This is a genomic window from Streptomyces sp. KL109B, from assembly GCF_030766935.1.
Taxonomy (GTDB): domain Bacteria; phylum Actinomycetota; class Actinomycetes; order Streptomycetales; family Streptomycetaceae; genus Streptomyces.
Genome location: NZ_JASERL010000004.1, coordinates 478,940 through 495,401, shown reverse-complemented (window position 1 = coordinate 495,401; position 16,462 = coordinate 478,940). Strand labels below are relative to the sequence as shown.

The window sequence follows — 16,462 nt, the reverse complement described above, 5'->3', positions numbered from 1 at the left end:
AACCGTGCCGGACGCCAAGGAAGTTGGGGGCGGCCGGGGTCCCGGGACGGGTCGGGCTGCCGCAACTTCCTTGTTCCGGCGAGGCTCGAAGGTACCGGCTGGCGAGACGGCGACACGCTGGGTTTAGCTACAAACCGGATATCTCACCCACGATCCGCCATGAACTGCCATCCTTTGCGGCGGCGTGCCGCCGTAGCCGTTGACAACCCGCGTGCGTTGAACCATGCGGCGAAACCCCACGAGCGAGGAGGGGCCGACGTGTTGGACGCGTCCCAGCCCATGACGTCACTTCCGACGACTCCGACGACCACGACGGCACGACATCGGCCGAGCGAGGAGTCCAGCGAGCCGCCGCCGGGCGACTGCGATCTGGTCACGGTGCCGGCCAGGCAGGGCCTTGAGGCGGTCGACATCCTGCGCCGGGACCGTACGGAAACGGTTGGTCCGGTGCTGCACGACGGGGGCGGCGACACCCTCGGCTTCCTCGTCCCGCCCGGCACCGCGGACGGCTGGGACCTGCCGGGCAGCGACTGCACGCACACGGAGGGGCGCGGCCTCGCGCTGCCGCCGGGGCCGCGGCCGGAGCCGCCGGGCGAGGGCACGGACTGGCTGCTGCCGCCCGACCCCGCCGAGCAGCCCACGGACCTCGTCACCGACCCCGCGGTGCTGCGGGCCGCGCTCGACGAGGCGGCCCGCATGATCGAGGCGGCGGACAACTGCCGTTGAACCGATGAGCCGATCCGTGCGGGCGCGTCGATAATGGGTGAATGGCAAGGTCACGAGGGAAGCAGGGGCGCGGGCGCGCGGTGCGGGAGGCCGTCGTCGAGAAGGTCGACGGGGGGCTCGCGGAGCTCGTGCCCGACCGGGACCGGGCGGCGGGGTGGACGCTCCTTGTGGACGGTGCGCCGCAGTCGTACGTGGACCTCGACGACCCGGCGTACCTGTCGTTCGAGTACCAGCGGCGAATAGGCCACGTCATCGACCTGGCCGCCGAGCCGGGGCGCCCCGTGCAGGCCGTGCACCTCGGTGGCGGGGCGTTCACGCTGGCGCGGTACGTCGCCGCCACCCGGCCCCGGTCCACGCAGCAGGTCGTGGAGCGGGACGGGGCGCTGGTCCAACTCGTGCGGGGCGCGCTGCCGTTGGATCCCGGGCAGCGGATCCGGGTGCGTACCGCCGACGCGCGGGAGGCGCTCGGCAGGCTGCCCGACGACTGGGCGGATGTGATCGTGGCCGATGTGTTCAGTGGGGCGCGGACGCCGGGGCATCTGACCAGTACGGAGTTCCTCGGCGAGGTGCGGAGGGTGTTGCGGGGGACGGGGACGTACGTCGCCAATGTCGCGGACGGGCCGCCGCTGACGTATCTGCGGGGGCAGGTGGCCACGGCGGGGGCGGTCTTTCCCGAGGTCGCGGTGGTGGCGGATCCGGTGGTGTGGCGGGGGAAGAGGTTCGGGAACGCGGTGTTGGTGGCCGGCGCTTTGCCGTTGCCGGTGGGGGAGTTGACGCGGAGGGTGGCGGGGGATTCGCATCCGGGGCGGGTGGAGTGGGGGCGGGAGCTTGTGGGGTTTACGGGTGGGGTGGGGGCGGTGACGGATGCGTCGGCGAAGGCGTCGCCGGCGCCGCCGCCCTCGGTGTTCCGTTAGCCGACGTCGCGGGGCTCTGCCCCGGGCCCCGCGCCTCAAGCGCCGGCGGGGCTTGAAGGGCCGCATCGTGGTGCGGGGTTAGTACTTTGCGATTTCGACCGTTGGTTCGTGGTCGTGCCAGGTGCAGAAGGCGGAGACCTTCTGGTTGGCCTTGGTGAATTCGACGCGGATCCATGTCGGCTGTTTCCAGACCTGGACCGACCAGCCGGCCGCCGGGGTCGCCGAGACCAGGGTCGCGGAGGTCTTCTTGAGGTCGAAGACCGCGCGGCCGCCCGAGGTCGCGTAGCTCTTCACGGAGCCGGACCCGGAGTCGGACCCGGACGTGGGGGAGGGCGGGGGTGTGGTGCTCGGGCGGGGGGTGAGGGATGTCGGCTTTGTGTGGGTCGGGGAGGGGGATTTCGTTGCGGGGGACGGGGTCGGGCGATGGGTCGAGGAGGAGACCGGTGGGGTGGCCGTGGGCTCGTCCTCCGTGGCGGCGACCGGCAGCGCCTGCGGCGGGTCGTACACCGTGCCCGCCATCACCGTGTGCACGCCCCACCACGACAGCGTCACCGCGGCCCCCGTGGCCAGCAGCCATGCCGCGCCGTGCACGAGCCGTCGGCGGACGGCGTGCGGGGCGCGGGGCGTCGCGGGTGTCTCGTGCATCGCGGGCCATACTGCACCACACCCGCCCCACGTGTCCCGTACGGACCTCGGTCACCCGAGAGAGGCCCGAAAACCGCCGGATGGCGTACGGTGCCGTCCCATGGCAAGTGTGCTCGTGGTCGAGGACGACCAGTTCGTACGCTCAGCCCTCATCCGGCACCTGACCGACGCCGCGCACACCGTGCGCAGCGTCGGCACGGCTCTGGAGGCGCTGCGCGAGGTCGCCCATTTCCGGTTCGACGTGGTGATCCTGGATCTTGGCCTGCCCGATCTGGACGGCGCCGAGGCGTTGAAGATGCTGCGGGGGATCACCGACGTACCCGTGATCATCGCCACCGCGCGGGACGACGAGGCCGAGATAGTGCGGTTGCTGAACGACGGTGCCGACGACTATCTGACGAAGCCGTTCTCGCCGGAGCATCTGTCCGCGCGGATGGCCGCCGTGCTGCGGCGCTCGCGCGGGAGTGCGGGGGGTGAGCCGCCCTCGCGGGTGATCCAGGTCGGCGGGCTGTCGATCGATCCGTTGCGGCGGCAGGCCGAGCTGGATGGGGCGCCGCTCGATCTGACGCGGCGGGAGTTCGATCTGTTGACCTTTCTGGCCGGGCGGCCGGGTGTGGTCGTCGCGCGGAAGGAGCTGCTCGCCGAGGTGTGGCAGCAGTCGTACGGGGACGATCAGACCATTGATGTGCATTTGTCGTGGCTGCGGAGGAAGTTGGGGGAGACCGCGGCGCGGCCGCGGTATCTGCACACGCTGCGCGGCGTCGGCGTGAAGCTGGAGCCCCCGCATCCGGAGCCCTCGCCGTGAGGTGGGCGCTGGTCAAGGTGTGCCTCGCCGTCACGACGATGGTCGTGGTCGCCTTCGCCGTACCGCTCGGACTCGTGATCAAGGAGATGGCGCGGGACCGGGCCTTCTCCAACGCCGAGCGGACCGCCGCCGCCATCGGCCCCACCCTCTCCATCACCACCGACCGCGACCAGCTCGACCGCGCCCTCGCCACCGCGCAGACCGGCGAGGAGGACCGGATGTCGGTGTACGTCCCCGCGGGCGGCGGGCATCAGGCGATCCGGCTCGGCAAGCAGCGGGTCGGGTCCGACCGGCTCGACATCCGGCAGGCCACCGTCGTGGATGTGCCCGGTGGGTCCGTGTGGTTGCAGCCCATCGCCGTCAGCACCGGCAAGATCGCCGTCGTCGAGGTGTACGTGCCGGAGGACGAGGTCACCAATGGGGTGACGACCGCGTGGGTCGTGCTCGGCGGCGTCGGCATCGCGTTGATCATCGGGTCCGTGGCGGTCGCGGACCGGCTCGGCGGGCGGATGGTGCAGCCCGCGCAGCGGCTCGTGGGGGCCGCGCACGACCTGGGGGACGGGAAGCTGGGGGCGCGGGTACCGGAGGACGGGCCGACCGAGCTGCGGCTGGCGGCCGTCGCGTTCAACTCGATGGCCGATCAGGTGGTGCAACTGCTGGCCAATGAGCGGGAGTTGGCCGCCGACCTGTCGCATCGGCTGCGTACGCCGCTCACCGTGCTGCGGCTCAATGCCGCCTCGCTCGGGGACGGGGCCGCCGCCGAGCAGACCCGGGCCGCCGTGGAGCAGCTGGAGCACGAGGTCGACACCATCATCCGGACCGCGCGGGACGCGAAGCCGCAGACCGTGGCCGCCGGGCCCGGTGCCGGCTGCGACGCCGCCGAGGTGATCCGCGAGCGCATGGGCTTCTGGTCGGCGCTCGCCGAGGACGAGGGCCGCAAGGTGAGCGTCGCGGGTGTCGACCGTCCCGTACGGATCCCGGTGGCGCGCGGCGAGTTGGCGGCCGCGCTCGACGCGCTGCTCGGCAACGTGTTCCGGCACACCCCGGAGGGCACGGCCTTCGCGGTGGACGTGCACCGGGCCGAGGGCGCCGTGATCGTGCTGGTCTCGGACGCGGGTCCCGGCATCCTCGACCCGGAGGCCGCGATGGCGCGCGGCAAGGGCGGCGGCGGTGGCGCGGAGGAGACCGAGGTCGGGTCGACCGGTCTCGGCCTGGACATCGTGCGCCGGGTCGCCGAGTCCACCGGCGGCGACGTACGGATCGGGTCGTCCGTGCTGGGCGGCACCGAGGTGCGGATCTGGTTGCAGCTGGAGGGGCACGGGCCGGCGCAGGGGCGGCGCGGGCACGGTCGGCGTGGCCGGGACCGCAAGGGTGCGAACGGCAGCCGTAAGAAGTCGGTCGCGCACGGATTGGTATCGACCTTTAACCGGTCCCGATCCCTCACTTAAGCCAACCCTAAGATCCTCAACACCCCTCCCTGTTGCCCGAATTGCCGGGTTCTGCCTCGCTAGCGTGCTGCCGCGCCCTCGCTTCCTTCTGGGCGCGTCCACCCCCCACGTAGACCTAAGGCAGGCACGCGATGAGCAGCAGCATGCACCGGCGCAGGATCAGCGGCAGGAAGAAGGCGGTGGGCGGCGTCGTGGCCGCGGCCCTCGTGGGCGGCGGAGCGTTCCTCTTCTCCTCGGGCGCGTCCGCCGAAGTGACGGGCGCGGGCGCCACGTTCGCCCCGTACGTCGACACGTCGCTGACCCCGAAGTTCGACCTGGCGGGCGCCGCCAAGGCCACCGGTGTGAAGGAGTACAACCTCGCCTTCGTCACCTCCGGCGGCGACTGCGCCCCGAAGTGGGGCGGCACCACCGACCTCGGCAGCGACGAAGTGGCCCAGCAGATAGGCGACTTGAGGTCGGCGGGCGGCGACGTGCGGGTCTCCTTCGGCGGCGCGTCCGGCACCGAGCTGGCGCAGGCCTGCTCGTCGCCGGACGAGCTGGCGGCGGCGTACCAGAAGGTCGTCGACGCCTTCGACCTCACCAAGGTCGACTTCGACATCGAGGGCGGCGCGCTGCCCGACACGGCGGCCAACACCCTGCGCGCGAAGGCGATCGCGACGCTCCAGAAGGACAACCCCGACCTGAACGTCTCGGTCACCCTGCCGGTCATGCCCGAGGGCCTCACCCAGGACGGCGTGAACTTCCTCGAGAACGCCAAGGACAACGGCGCCTCGCCCGACCTCGTCAACATCATGACGATGGACTACGGGGCGTCGTACAGCGGCGACATGGGCGACTACGCGGAGCAGGCGGCGACCGCGACGCAGGCGCAGGTGAAGTCGGCGCTCGGGCTCTCGGACGCGGACGCCTGGAAGGCCGTCGCGATCACCCCCATGATCGGCGTCAACGACGTCACGTCCGAGGTCTTCAAGGTCGAGGACGCCACGCAGCTCGTCTCCTTCGCGAAGGAGAAGGGCCTCGGCGGCCTGTCCATGTGGTCCGCCACCCGCGACAAGGCCTGCGAGGGCGGCGCCTCCGACGCGGCCCAGCCGACGTGCAGCTCGATCGACCAGGAGGCGAACGCCTTCCAGAAGGCCTTCGCGAAATTCAACTGACCACTCGGCGGCCCGACCACTGAGAAACGGGGGAGCGAGCCCCGGCCGGCAGCCACATCCCCCCACCCGGCCGGGGCTCTTGTCTCTCATGGCTGTTTCCTCGGCTTCCTCGGCATCGACGGCGACGCCTGGATGCCGGTCGAGTTCAGTCGACCGGCTCCGACAGCCACTCGCCCGGCAGCTGCCGTGGGTCGTGAGAGACCGCTGCGAAGCGGTCGGCGACATCCGTGGCGATCTCTGGAACGGGCACGAGTCCAGCGAGCGTCGTGTCGACCATCACCACATCGGACGTCGTGCCCACCGCCACGCGTGCCCGCCCGGTCTCCCGAAGGTTGCGAACGGTCCTGCTGCTCTCACCGGTCGCGGTGACGATGGCTCCGTCGTCGCCGACGAACGCCACCGGAATCAGGTGCGGGCCGCTCCGCCCACCCGTCGACACCCACATCTGGAATTCCTGTCCCAGTCGCAGGCGCGCAGCAGCTACTCGTTCCTCGTGGGTACAGGGTGTTGGCATGCCGAACTCCCTTCAGTGCGCCAGTCGTGGCGGAAGTGGATGGTACGGCGGAGGCGGAGGGGCCTACGAGGCCGACGCTGTTCGCCATTCCTCCGCGTAGTCGTCGAAGATGCCCCGCAGATGGTGGCCGATCTTCAGGTAGTCCAGGTTGTCGAGGTTCGCGAGCGAGACGCGGACCGACCACTCGGGACCTTCGAACCCGCCACCGTTCAGCAGCACCACACCCGTCTGCTGGGCGAGGCGGAACAGGGCGTCGACGGGCTCGTAGTTCTTCTCCAGGAACTCGGCGAAGGGCTTGCCGTGGACGCGTTCCGCCTCGGCCATGAGGTCCAGCTCGATGTAGTACGCGGCCCGGTGGGGATCCTCGTGGATCTTCATCTGGGCGCCTTCGAGGAGCAGGTCGAGGCGCTGCTGGACGATGGAGCGGATCTTGGCCTTGTACGCCTGGCCCTCCTCCAGCATGTCGAAGAGGGAGAAGAGGGACATCATCACCTGCTGCGGGAGCGACAGGCCCGCCGTGTGGTTGAGCGCGACCTGCCGGGAGTCCGCGACCAGGCGGTCGATGAACTTGATCTTCTCCGGCTCCAGGGTCAGTGAGCCGTAGCGCTTGTCGAGGCGGTCCTTCTCCTCCTGCGGGAGCGCGGCGATCCGCTCGTCGATGATGTTGTCGTCGTTGAGGCCGATCACGCCGAGGCGCCAGCCCGTGCATCCGTAGTGCTTGGAGTACGAGTAGACGAGCAGCGTGTTCCGGGGGAGGTCCGCGGCGATCGAGCGGAAGCCCTCCACGAACGTGCCGTACACGTCGTCCGTGACCAGCAGCAGGTTCGGGTTCTCCGTCGCGACGATCTCCTTGATCTGGTTCGCGACGCGCGTACTCAGCGCCAGGGACGGCGGGTTGGAGGGGTTGACCAGGCAGACCAGTTTGATCTCCGGGTCCGCCAGCTTGGCGACCTCCTCCTCCGGGTACCGCCACTCGCGCACGCCCGCCTCGGCGAACTTGCTGGCCGAGATGTACGTGACGTCGAACTCGTAGGTGTCGAGCTCGGGGATCTCGATGTACGGGGTGAAGACCGGGACCATCAGGGCGATCTTGTCGCCCTTCTTCAGCAGGCCGTTCTTCATGAGGGAGTCGAAGATGTAGCACATGGCGGCCGTGCCGCCCTCGGTGGCGAACAGCGACAGATTGCCGGGCGGCGCCTTCTTGTCGAACATCTCGTCCGCCAGGTAACCGCGTACGACCTGCTCGCCGTGCGTCAACATCCGGTCGGGCACGGGGTAGTTGTCGCCCGTGATGCCGTCCGTCAGCTCGTGCACCCACTCGTCCTTGTCGAACCCGAAGCGCTGGATGGCGTGCTGCACGCACTGCGCGAGGAGTTCGATGCCCGGCAGGTCCGGGTGGCGGCGCACGAACGCATCGAAGCGCTCGTACGCGCCCTGCTTCTCCGGCATCCCGCCGAGGTTGTCGGCCGTCCACACGCGCCGCGACTCTTCGAGGGCGAAGTAGCCGAGCGCGTAGAACGCCTCGCGGGGGCCCGTCGCCGTCCAGTTCGGGTTGCCGCGGCCCGCGTTGAGCATCTGGCGGCTGGACTTCTCCTTCTGGCCCGGCTGGTCGGCCTGCGCCTGCTCGGCGAGGTCGATGAAGATGTTCTTCAGCTCGAAGGGGGAGAGCTGGGCGTACTGCTGGATCTGTTCGCGCGTGAACGTCGTCTTCGTCATGGTGGTTCCCTAACTTCCTTAACTTCCTTGCGCGGGCTCAGTGTTGGAGGAGGACGATCACGGCGCCCCAGATCGTGAGGAGGACGTTGCCGACCGCGTACGGGATCGTGTAGCCGAGGGTCGGTACCTGGGAGCGGGAGGACTCGTTGATCGCGCCGATCGCGGCGGTGGTGGTCTGCCCGCCGGCGAGTACGCCCATCAGGATCGGGAAGCGGATCTTCTGTACGTAGTGGCCGAACAGGAAGCCCACGATCAGTGGGACGACGGTGGCGACCGCGCCGAAGACCAGCAGGCCCCAGCCCGCCTCGGAGAGCCCGGAGGTGAAGCTCGGGCCCGCGTTGATGCCGACGACGGCGACGAACATGCACAGGCCGAGCGTGTCCATGAACCACTGGGCGCCGGGCGGCACGTTCCCGTACGTCGGGTACTTGCCGCGGATGTAGCCGAAGACCAGGCCCATGATGAGCGCGCCGCCCGACGTGGACAGCGAGATCGGGACGCCGGACACGGTCAGCGCCGGGATGCCGATGCAGCCGCCGAGGAAGATGCCGAGGCCCACCCAGACCATGTCGGTGGCGAACGAGGTCGGCACCGGCTTGCCGAGCGCCGCGCCCGCCGGGTCCACCAGGCGCTTGGGGCCGGTGAGGACGAGCGTGTCGCCGCGTTCGACCTTCGAGGACAGCCGGTACGGGAATTCGGCGCCCGACCGGTAGATCTTGTCGATGTAGACGCCGACCATGAACGGCTCGCGCCGCAACTCGCCGATGGTTTTGCCCAGTTGGGCCTTCTCCGAGGCGACGACGTGCAGCGTCTCCGTCTCGTAGCCGAGGAGTTCTACGTCGTCGGTCTCCATGCCGATGTGGGTACGGGCGTCGTAGTCGACGAGGGAGCCGCGCAGCGCGCTGACCGCGACGACATCGCCCTCGCGCAGCACGGTCTGCTGGTCGTGGTCGAGGATCTTCCCGTCGCGGCGCACCCGGGTGAGGTAGATGCGGTGGCCGAGCTCCTTCTGCTGGTTCTCGAAGTCCTCGATGGTGCGGCCGACGATGTCGGGGCGCTGGATGGTGTACGCGCGCAGCACCACCTCGTAGTAGCCCTCGGCGAGGTCGGGGTCGTTGTCGGGGGCGTCCAACTCCTTGGCCAGCTGCGCCGATTCGACGGCGAGGTCCTTCTTGTAGAGCCTCGGCAGGATGTTGGCCAGCAGCATCGCGCACAGGATGGTGCCGAGCGGATACGTCACCGCGTAGCCGATCGCGACGAGGTTCCCCTCCTGCTTGGCCGCCCCGGAGGACAGGCCCGGCAGGGTGCTGATGGCGTCCTGCGCGACACCGATGACGGCCGACTGGGTGAGCGCGCCGCCGAGGAGTCCGGCGGACAGCCCCGGGCCGTAGCCGAGCATCGCCGCGAAGACCCAGCAGATCAGCAGGCCGGATACGCAGACCACGATGGCGTTGAGTACCTGCGGCAGGCCGTCCGTCTTGAGGCCGCGGAAGAACTGCGGGCCGACCTTGTAGCCGAGGGCGAACAGAAACATGATGAAGAACAGGCTCTTCACCGTGCCGTTGATCTCGACCTCGGTCCAGGCGCCGAACAGCAGGCCCGCGATGAGGCAGCCGGTGACGGAGCCGAGCGCGATGGCCTTGTAGCGGAGCTTCCCGAAGAGGAAGCCGAAGGCGACCGTGAGGAAGACCAGGAGTTCCGGATAGGGCTGGAAGATGTTCCGGTTGAGGAAGTCGATCACGCGGTGGACCGTCCTCTCAGTGTCCGAGAATGCCGACGAGCACGGGGCCGGTCAGCGGGAGCAGGAAGTTGGAGAGGGCGTAGGTGATCGTGTAGCCGAGCATCGGCACCGATGACTGCGCCACCTGGGTGACCGCGGTGATCGCGGGGGTCGAGCACTGCTGCCCCGCGATGGCGCCGATCAGGAGCGGTTTCTCGATCTTGAGGAGCTTGCGCCCGACGACGAGCGAGATGGTCGCGGGGATCAGCACCATCGCGATCCCGGCGAACGGAAGCAGCGCCCCGTACTCCTTGATCAGTGGCCAGGCCTGCGGGCCGGAGACGAGGCCCGTGCAGGCGATGAAGACCGCGAGCCCCATGTCCTTGATCGTCGAGGCGGCCTGCGGCGGGAACGCGCCGAAGGTCTGCGAGCGCGAGCGGAACCAGCCGAAGAGCAGCCCCGAGATCAGACAGCCGCCGCCGGTGCCGAGCGACATCGGGATGTCGCCGAACTTGACCACGACCTGCCCGAGCAGCGAACCGGCCGCGATGCCGAGGCCCAGATAGATGAAGTCGGTGGCGTCGTTCCTGACGACCGAGCCGATCCGCGCGACCAGCTTGTTCAGGCCCGAGCGGGCGCCCACCAGGGTCAGTACGTCGCCGCGGTGCAGCACCGTGTCGCCGTTGGCGGGCATGTCCTGGTCCCCGCGGGTGATGTCGGTGACGTAGACGCCGTCCTGGTAGAACTCCGGGTACGACTTCTGCACCTCGTCGACGGACTTCCCGTCCAGCGCCTTGTCGGTGACCGACACCTCGCGGGAGGCGAGCGGCGAGTCGAGCCCCGGCACACCCGGCGTCTCCGGACCGATGACCCGCCCCGCGTCGATCACGTTCGACCGCCGGCCGACGAGAAGCACCAGGTCGGAGAGGGTGAGTTCGAGGCCGGGGGCGACATCGAGGACCTTGCTGCCGCGCTTGACCGCCTCGACGGTGACCCGCTCGCCGAGCGAGGACTGGAGGTCCCCGACCGTACGGCCGTCGGCCGTCGTCACCAGATACGTGCGGCCCACCATCCCCGGCAGCGCGGGCCGCTCGTCCGCCTCCAGGCTGCCGCGGCTGCGCGTGCGCTCCCACAGCTCGCGGGCCGCGTCGCGCAGGTTGATGCGCATCATCATCGGCATGATCTGGCTCGTGTAGAGCACGATCGTGATCAGGCCGAAGAGGTAGCAGACCGTGTACGCGGTGGCGACGTTGCCCTGGTACTCGGTGATCTGGGCGGCGGTCAGATTGCTCAGCTTGCCGATGGACTCGGTGGCCGTGCCGACCACCGCGGACTCGGTGGCGGCGCCCGCGAGGATGCCGGAGGCCGTGCCCACGTCCAGGTCGAACCAGTCGGCGAGGCCGAGCGCGATGCCGATGACGCAGACCAGCTCGATGCCGCACAGCACGAAGAAGCGCAGGCTCTTCTTGTTGAGGTTGCGGAAGAACTGAGGCCCGGCCATATAGCCGAGCGCGAAGATGAACAGCGCGAAGAACACCGTCTTCACGTCGTCGGACACCTGGGCCTTGGTCCAGGCCCCGAGCAGCAGCGAGACGATCAGCGTGCCGCAGATGCCGCCCAAGGTCAGCGGCCCCACGCGCAGCTTCCCGACGAGGTAGCCGAGCGCGAGGCTCACGAACAGGACGAGTTCCGGATGGTCCTTGAGTACCCCCATGGCGCCTCAGGACCGCTCGTATAGGTAAGTAACGGGCATATGCGAAAAATAAGGGCCGATGCGCGCCCCTGCCACGCGGCACGCACCGGCCCTCCGCCCGCCGGGTCAGGACTCGGCGGGCAGCCCCCCACTTCGCGCCACCTGGGAGTACCAGGTGGCGCTCGACTTCGGGATGCGCGCCTGCGTCTCGTAGTCGACGTAGACGGCGCCGAAGCGCTTCTCGTACCCGTAGGCCCACTCGAAGTTGTCGAGCAGCGACCAGAGGAAGTAGCCGCGGACGTCGGCGCCCCGCGCGATCGCCTCGTGCACGGCGGCCAGGTGCGCGTGCAGATAGCGGATCCGGTCGGGGTCGTGCACCCGGCCCTCGGCGTCGACGACGTCCTCGTACGCGGCCCCGTTCTCGGTCACGTACAGCGGCACGCCCGGGGCCTGCGCCGCGTAGTCGACCAGCAGGTCGGTGAGGCCGGTCGGGTCCACGGGCCAGTTCATCGCGGTGAGTTCGCCCGGCGCGTGGTGGAAGGCGATGTCGTCGGCGCCCGGCCACGGGGAGTGCTCGCTCGCGCCGTGCCCGTCGAGGCGCGGGCCGTCCTGCTCGGGGCGGGCGGCGGAGACGACGGCCGGCGTGTAGTAGTTCAGGCCGATGAAGTCGAGCCGCTGGTGGATCGCCTCGGTGTCGCCGTCCCGCACGAACGACCAGTCCGTGACGGACGCGGTGTCCGTGAGCAGGTCCCGCGGGTACGCGCCCTTGAGCAGCGGCCCGGTGAACACCCGGTTCGCCAGCGCGTCGATACGGCGCCGGGCGTCCAGGTCGGCGGGGGCCTCGGTGAGCGCCCGCACCACGCTCGGGTTCAGGCTGATGCCCACCTTCGCGCGCGCAGGCAGCACCCCGCGCAGCGCCGAACTGGCAAGCCCGTGACCGAGGTTGAGGTGGTGCGCCGCGCGCAGCGCCGCCGCCGGGTCCGTCCGGCCCGGGGCGTGCACCCCGGATCCGTAACCCAGAAAGGCGCTGCACCAGGGCTCGTTGAGCGTCACCCAGCTCTCGACACGGTCCCCGAGCGCCTCACCCACGATCCCCGCGTACTCGGCGAACCGGTGCGCGGTGTCCCGCTCCGGCCAGCCGCCCGCGCCCTCCAACTCCTGCGGCAGATCCCAGTGGTAGAGCGTGACGACGGGCTTGATCCCGTGCGACAGCAGCTCATCGACGAGCCCGCGATAGAAGTCGAGGCCCCGCTGCACGGCGGGCCCCCGCCCGGTCGGCTGCACCCGTGGCCACGCCACGGAGAACCGGTACGAGGTGAGCCCCAGATCCGCCATCAGCTGTACGTCGTCGCGCCACCGGTGGTAGTGGTCCACGGCGACGTCCCCGGTGTCCCCGTTCGCCACCTTCCCCGGCGTATGGCTGAACGTGTCCCAGATCGAAGCCGTCCTCCCGTCCTCCCGCACGGCCCCCTCGATCTGATACGCGGCGGTGGCCGCCCCCCACAAAAACCCCGCGGGAAACCGGGTCGCGACGGGGGTGGTGGTGAGGGCGGGGTCAGTGGTGCTGGTGTTCTCAGTAGTGGTCATAGGAGCGCTCCCATGGTGAAGTCGAAGATCTTTCAAGCCCCTGCGGCGCTTGAGCAGCGGGGTCCGGGGCAGCGCCCCGAGGCGTAGGAGTGGGCAGGGCGCAACAAGAACACCCCGCCCACCCGGAGGGCACGGCTACCCCTTGACCGCCCCCTGCATGATCCCGCCCACAATCTGCTTCCCGAACAGCAGAAACGCGACGAGCAACGGCAACGTCCCCAGCAACGCCCCCGCCATGATCACGGAATCGTCGGGGATGTACCCGGTCCCCAGCGCGTTCAACGCCACCTGAACCGTCGGGTTCTCCTGGTTCAACGCGATGATCGGCCACAGGAAGTCGTTCCACGCCATCACGAACGTCAAAAGACCCAGCACCGCCATCGCGGGCCGCGCCGCGGGAAACACCACGTGCCACACCACCCGCAGGCTGCTCGCGCCATCCACCCGCGCCGCCTCGATCAGCTCGCTCGGCAACGCCTGCACCAGGTACTGCCGCATGAAGAACGTCCCGAACGCGGACACCAGCGTCGGCAGGATGACGGTCTGCAAATGGTTGGCCCAGCCCAGGTCCGTCATCCACAAGTACAGCGGTACGACGGCCAGTTGCGGCGGAATCATCATCGTGCCGATGGTCATCAGCAACAGCGTCGTCGAGAACCGGAACTTCAGCTTGGCGAAGGCGAACCCGGCCAGCGTGGAGAACAGCACCGTACCCACCGTGATCGTCGACGCGACGACGATGGAGTTCAGCATCGCCGTGCCGAGCCCCGCCTGATTCCAGGCGGTCTCCAGGTTCTTGAACAGATTCCCGCCGACCCAGAACGGCGGCGGCGTCTGCGCGAGCCGCGCGTTGGTGCGGGAGGCCGCGATCACCGTCCACAGCAGCGGCGCGAGGGAGATCACGGCGAACAGGGCGAGCGCGACGTACGTGACGGGCCCCGCGTGCAGCTGCTTGCCGGCGCCGAGCACCCGCCGCTCGCGCTTCACCGGCCGGCCGGGGGCGGTCGCCTCTTCGATGGTGGTCATTGCGTCTTCCTCAGCCGTCGGGAGATCAGCATGTTGATCGCGGCGACGACCAGCAGAATCAGGAACATCGACCAGGCGATCGCGGACGCCTTGCCGAGGTTGCCGACGATCCAGCCCTGGTCGTACATGTACAGACCGAGCGTCTGGTACTGGTGCTCGGACCCGCCCTTGGTGCCGCTGACACCGCCGAACAGCAGTGGCTCACCGAAGAGTTGGGTCGCGCCGATGGTGGAGACGACGACCGTGAACAGGATCGTCGGCCGCAGCATCGGAATGGTCACGTGCCGGAACTGCTGCCAGCGGTTGGCGCCGTCGAGCGCCGCCGACTCGTACAGATCGGCCGGGATCGCCTGCATCGCCGCCAGATAGATCAGCGCGTTGTACCCGGTCCACCGCCAGACCACGATCGAGGACACCGCCAGCTGCGAACCCCAGTCGGACTCCTGCCAGTTGACCTTGTCGATGCCGATGGAGTCCAAGGCCCAGTTGATCATGCCGCTGTCCGGGGCGAAGAGCAGCACGAAGACGAGGGTCGCCGCCGCCACCGACGTGGCGTACGGGGTGAGCATGACGACGCGCCACACGATCGAGCCGCGCAGCCGGTAGTTGAGCATGTGCGCGAGCCAGATCGCCGCGATCAGCTGCGGCACCGTGGAGATCACGCCGATGGTGAAGGTGTTCTTCAGCGCGTTCCAGAAGAAGTCCGACTGGAACAGGTTCGTGTAGTTGTCCAGGCCCGCCCAGGTCTGGCCGTCCAGGTTCGACAGCTGCACGTTGTGCAGCGAGTACCAGGCGGTGTAGAGCAGCGGCACCAGCGAGAAGGCGCCGAAGATGATGAAGAAGGGGGCGACGAAGGCGTACGGGGACGCCTTCATGTCCCAGCGGTACAGCCGGCTGCGCCAGGAGTCGGCGCTCTTCGGCGTACCGCGACCCTGAGCGCCCCGGGCCGCGCCCGACTCCTGCTCGGAGTCGGGCGCGGCTTCGGCGCTCGACGCGGTCTGCGCGAGAGCCTCGTTGGAGCTGGTCACTGGCCGAGCACGTCCTTGACCTCAGCGGTGGCGGCGTCCCAGCCCTGCGCCGGCGACTTGCCCTTCTGCTCGACCTGGAGGATGCCGGTGTCGGTGATCGCCGTGTTGATCGGCTGGTCCTTGATGCCGAAGATCTGCACCGGAATCGTCTTCGCCGAGGCGGAGAGGATCTCGGTGATCGGCGCGTTCGAGAAGTACGCCTGGGTGTCCGCCTTGGCCTTCAGGGTCGAGTACGTCGACGGCTGCGACGGGAAGCTGGCCTGCTTGGCGAAGACCTTCTTCTGCTGCTCGGGAGCGGTCAGCCACTTCGCCAGGGCGATGGCCTCCTTCTGGTGCTTGCCCGCCTTCGGCACACCGATGAACGAGCCGCCCCAGTTGGCCGCGGTCGGCGCCGCCGCCATGTCCCAGTTGCCCTTGCCCGCCGTACCGGACTTCTCCTGGATGTAGCCGACCATCCACGCCGGGCAGGCCACGGTGGCGAACTTGCTGTTCGCGAAGCCCTGGTTCCACGGCTTGTCGAACTGCTTCAGCTTCGCCGACATGTCGGAGGTCGCCACCTCCATCGCGGCGTCCCACGAGTCCTTCACGCCCTGGGACTTGTCCCAGATGACCTTGCCGCTCGCGTCGTAGTACCGGTCCTTCGCGCCGCCGAGCGCCGCGTTGTAGACGGAGGAGGCGGAGTCCACGAACTTGGTGCCGTCCGGCGCCTTCTTCATGTAGTCCTTGCCGACCTCGACGTACTTGCTCCAGTCGCCCTTCCACATCTCGGCGAGCTTGGTGCGGTCGGTGGGCAGTCCGGCCTTCTTGAAGAGGTCCTTGCGGTAGCAGATCGCCATCGGGCCGACGTCGGTGCCGAGGCCGATCAGCTTGCCGTCCTTGGTGGTGGCCTGCTTGTTCTTCCAGTCGAGCCACTGCGACTTGTCGACCTCCTTGCCCAGGTCGACGAACTTGTCCGCCTGCGTCTGCACGGCCTCGGTGATGTTGCCGATCTCGATCGCCTGGACGTCGTCCGTGCCGGAACCGGCCTGCAGGCGTGTGAGGGTCTTGGGCCAGTAGACGTCGGTGCGGGTGGTGACGTTCTCCTTGATGGTGATGTTCTTGTGCAGCTTCATGTACTCGTCGTAGAGCCCGGCCTGCTTATAACCGAAGGTGCCGAAGGTGCCGACCGTCAGCGTGGTCGCGCCCTCCTTGTCGCCGGAGCCGGCGGCGCCGCCACTGTCGTCGTCATCGCTCGCACAACCGGCAAGCAGCCCTGTGGCCAGGGCGGCGACGACCGCGAAGGTCATCGCGCGTCGGGACGTTCGGGCAGTCGTGCGCATTGCGTCCTCCAAGTGCTCAATTGCTCTTGATGCTGAGACGTGCAGACCCCCGGCCAACTGCCAACTGCTGTGCTGGGCCCGTTCGTTCAATTGCGGCTCGGGCGGGGAACGTGCGGCTTCTGTATGCGTCCAGTAGGGTGGGAGCGCTCCCACCCGTGATGAGTTGA

General features: G+C 69.1%; 13 protein-coding genes and 1 pseudogene. 5 read left to right on the top strand and 9 right to left on the bottom strand.

Annotated features, from left to right (window positions below; translation table 11 throughout):
* Positions 1 to 279: 279 nt before the first annotated feature.
* Entirely contained in the window at positions 280 to 726 is a 447-nt protein-coding gene (locus tag RBJ65_RS16825; protein ID WP_306320553.1) for a hypothetical protein, read from the top strand.
* A gap of 41 nt (positions 727 to 767) precedes the next feature.
* Positions 768 to 1,640, top strand: coding sequence for a spermidine synthase (locus RBJ65_RS16820; RefSeq protein WP_306320394.1), 873 nt, complete (start codon positions 768 to 770; stop codon positions 1,638 to 1,640).
* A 78-nt stretch (positions 1,641 to 1,718) separates the two neighbouring features.
* On the opposite strand, the gene RBJ65_RS16815 is transcribed toward RBJ65_RS16820, so the two are convergent.
* Positions 1,719 to 2,285, bottom strand: coding sequence for a hypothetical protein (locus tag RBJ65_RS16815; RefSeq protein ID WP_306320395.1), 567 nt, complete (start codon positions 2,283 to 2,285; stop codon positions 1,719 to 1,721).
* Between the two features lie 100 nt (positions 2,286 to 2,385).
* Between RBJ65_RS16815 and RBJ65_RS16810 the strand changes: the two genes are divergently transcribed.
* The 3 genes and pseudogenes from RBJ65_RS16810 to RBJ65_RS16800 all read left to right on the top strand — a co-directional run.
* Positions 2,386 to 3,090 carry a response regulator transcription factor gene (locus RBJ65_RS16810; protein ID WP_306320396.1) on the top strand — a complete coding sequence of 235 codons (705 nt, stop codon included), beginning with the start codon at positions 2,386 to 2,388 and terminating at the stop codon, positions 3,088 to 3,090.
* Positions 3,087 to 4,538 (top strand): HAMP domain-containing sensor histidine kinase, encoded by a 1,452-nt coding sequence (locus RBJ65_RS16805; protein WP_306320397.1) that lies wholly within the window; start codon positions 3,087 to 3,089, stop codon positions 4,536 to 4,538. Before RBJ65_RS16810 ends, RBJ65_RS16805 begins: the two co-directional genes overlap by 4 nt.
* 254 nt (positions 4,539 to 4,792) lie before the next feature.
* Positions 4,793 to 5,692, top strand: a pseudogene (locus RBJ65_RS16800) (chitinase); the annotation flags it as partial.
* Between the two features lie 145 nt (positions 5,693 to 5,837).
* Here the strand turns inward: RBJ65_RS16800 and RBJ65_RS16795 are convergent.
* The 8 genes from RBJ65_RS16795 to RBJ65_RS16760 all read right to left on the bottom strand — a co-directional run bounded on the left by RBJ65_RS16795 (position 5,838) and on the right by RBJ65_RS16760 (position 16,295).
* Positions 5,838 to 6,206 (bottom strand): pyridoxamine 5'-phosphate oxidase family protein, encoded by a 369-nt coding sequence (locus tag RBJ65_RS16795; protein WP_306320398.1) that lies wholly within the window; start codon positions 6,204 to 6,206, stop codon positions 5,838 to 5,840.
* Between the two features lie 63 nt (positions 6,207 to 6,269).
* Positions 6,270 to 7,922, bottom strand: a complete 1,653-nt coding sequence (locus tag RBJ65_RS16790) for a bifunctional aspartate transaminase/aspartate 4-decarboxylase (RefSeq protein WP_306320399.1) — start codon at positions 7,920 to 7,922, stop codon at positions 6,270 to 6,272.
* A gap of 37 nt (positions 7,923 to 7,959) precedes the next feature.
* Entirely contained in the window at positions 7,960 to 9,663 is a 1,704-nt protein-coding gene (gene aspT, locus RBJ65_RS16785; RefSeq protein WP_306320400.1) for an aspartate-alanine antiporter, read from the bottom strand.
* Between the two features lie 16 nt (positions 9,664 to 9,679).
* Entirely contained in the window at positions 9,680 to 11,356 is a 1,677-nt protein-coding gene (gene aspT, locus RBJ65_RS16780; protein WP_306320401.1) for an aspartate-alanine antiporter, read from the bottom strand.
* Positions 11,357 to 11,461: 105 nt separating this feature from the next.
* Positions 11,462 to 12,922 carry a GH1 family beta-glucosidase gene (locus tag RBJ65_RS16775; protein ID WP_306320402.1) on the bottom strand — a complete coding sequence of 487 codons (1,461 nt, stop codon included), beginning with the start codon at positions 12,920 to 12,922 and terminating at the stop codon, positions 11,462 to 11,464.
* A 135-nt stretch (positions 12,923 to 13,057) separates the two neighbouring features.
* Positions 13,058 to 13,948, bottom strand: a complete 891-nt coding sequence (locus RBJ65_RS16770; RefSeq protein WP_306320403.1) for a carbohydrate ABC transporter permease — start codon at positions 13,946 to 13,948, stop codon at positions 13,058 to 13,060.
* Positions 13,945 to 14,976 carry a carbohydrate ABC transporter permease gene (locus RBJ65_RS16765; protein WP_306320404.1) on the bottom strand — a complete coding sequence of 344 codons (1,032 nt, stop codon included), beginning with the start codon at positions 14,974 to 14,976 and terminating at the stop codon, positions 13,945 to 13,947. Before RBJ65_RS16765 ends, RBJ65_RS16770 begins: the two co-directional genes overlap by 4 nt.
* The gene (locus tag RBJ65_RS16760; protein ID WP_306320405.1) at positions 14,973 to 16,295 is read right to left on the bottom strand and encodes an ABC transporter substrate-binding protein; all 1,323 of its coding nucleotides are present in this window, start codon (positions 16,293 to 16,295) and stop codon (positions 14,973 to 14,975) included. Before RBJ65_RS16760 ends, RBJ65_RS16765 begins: the two co-directional genes overlap by 4 nt.
* Between the last annotated feature and the right edge of the window lie 167 nt (positions 16,296 to 16,462).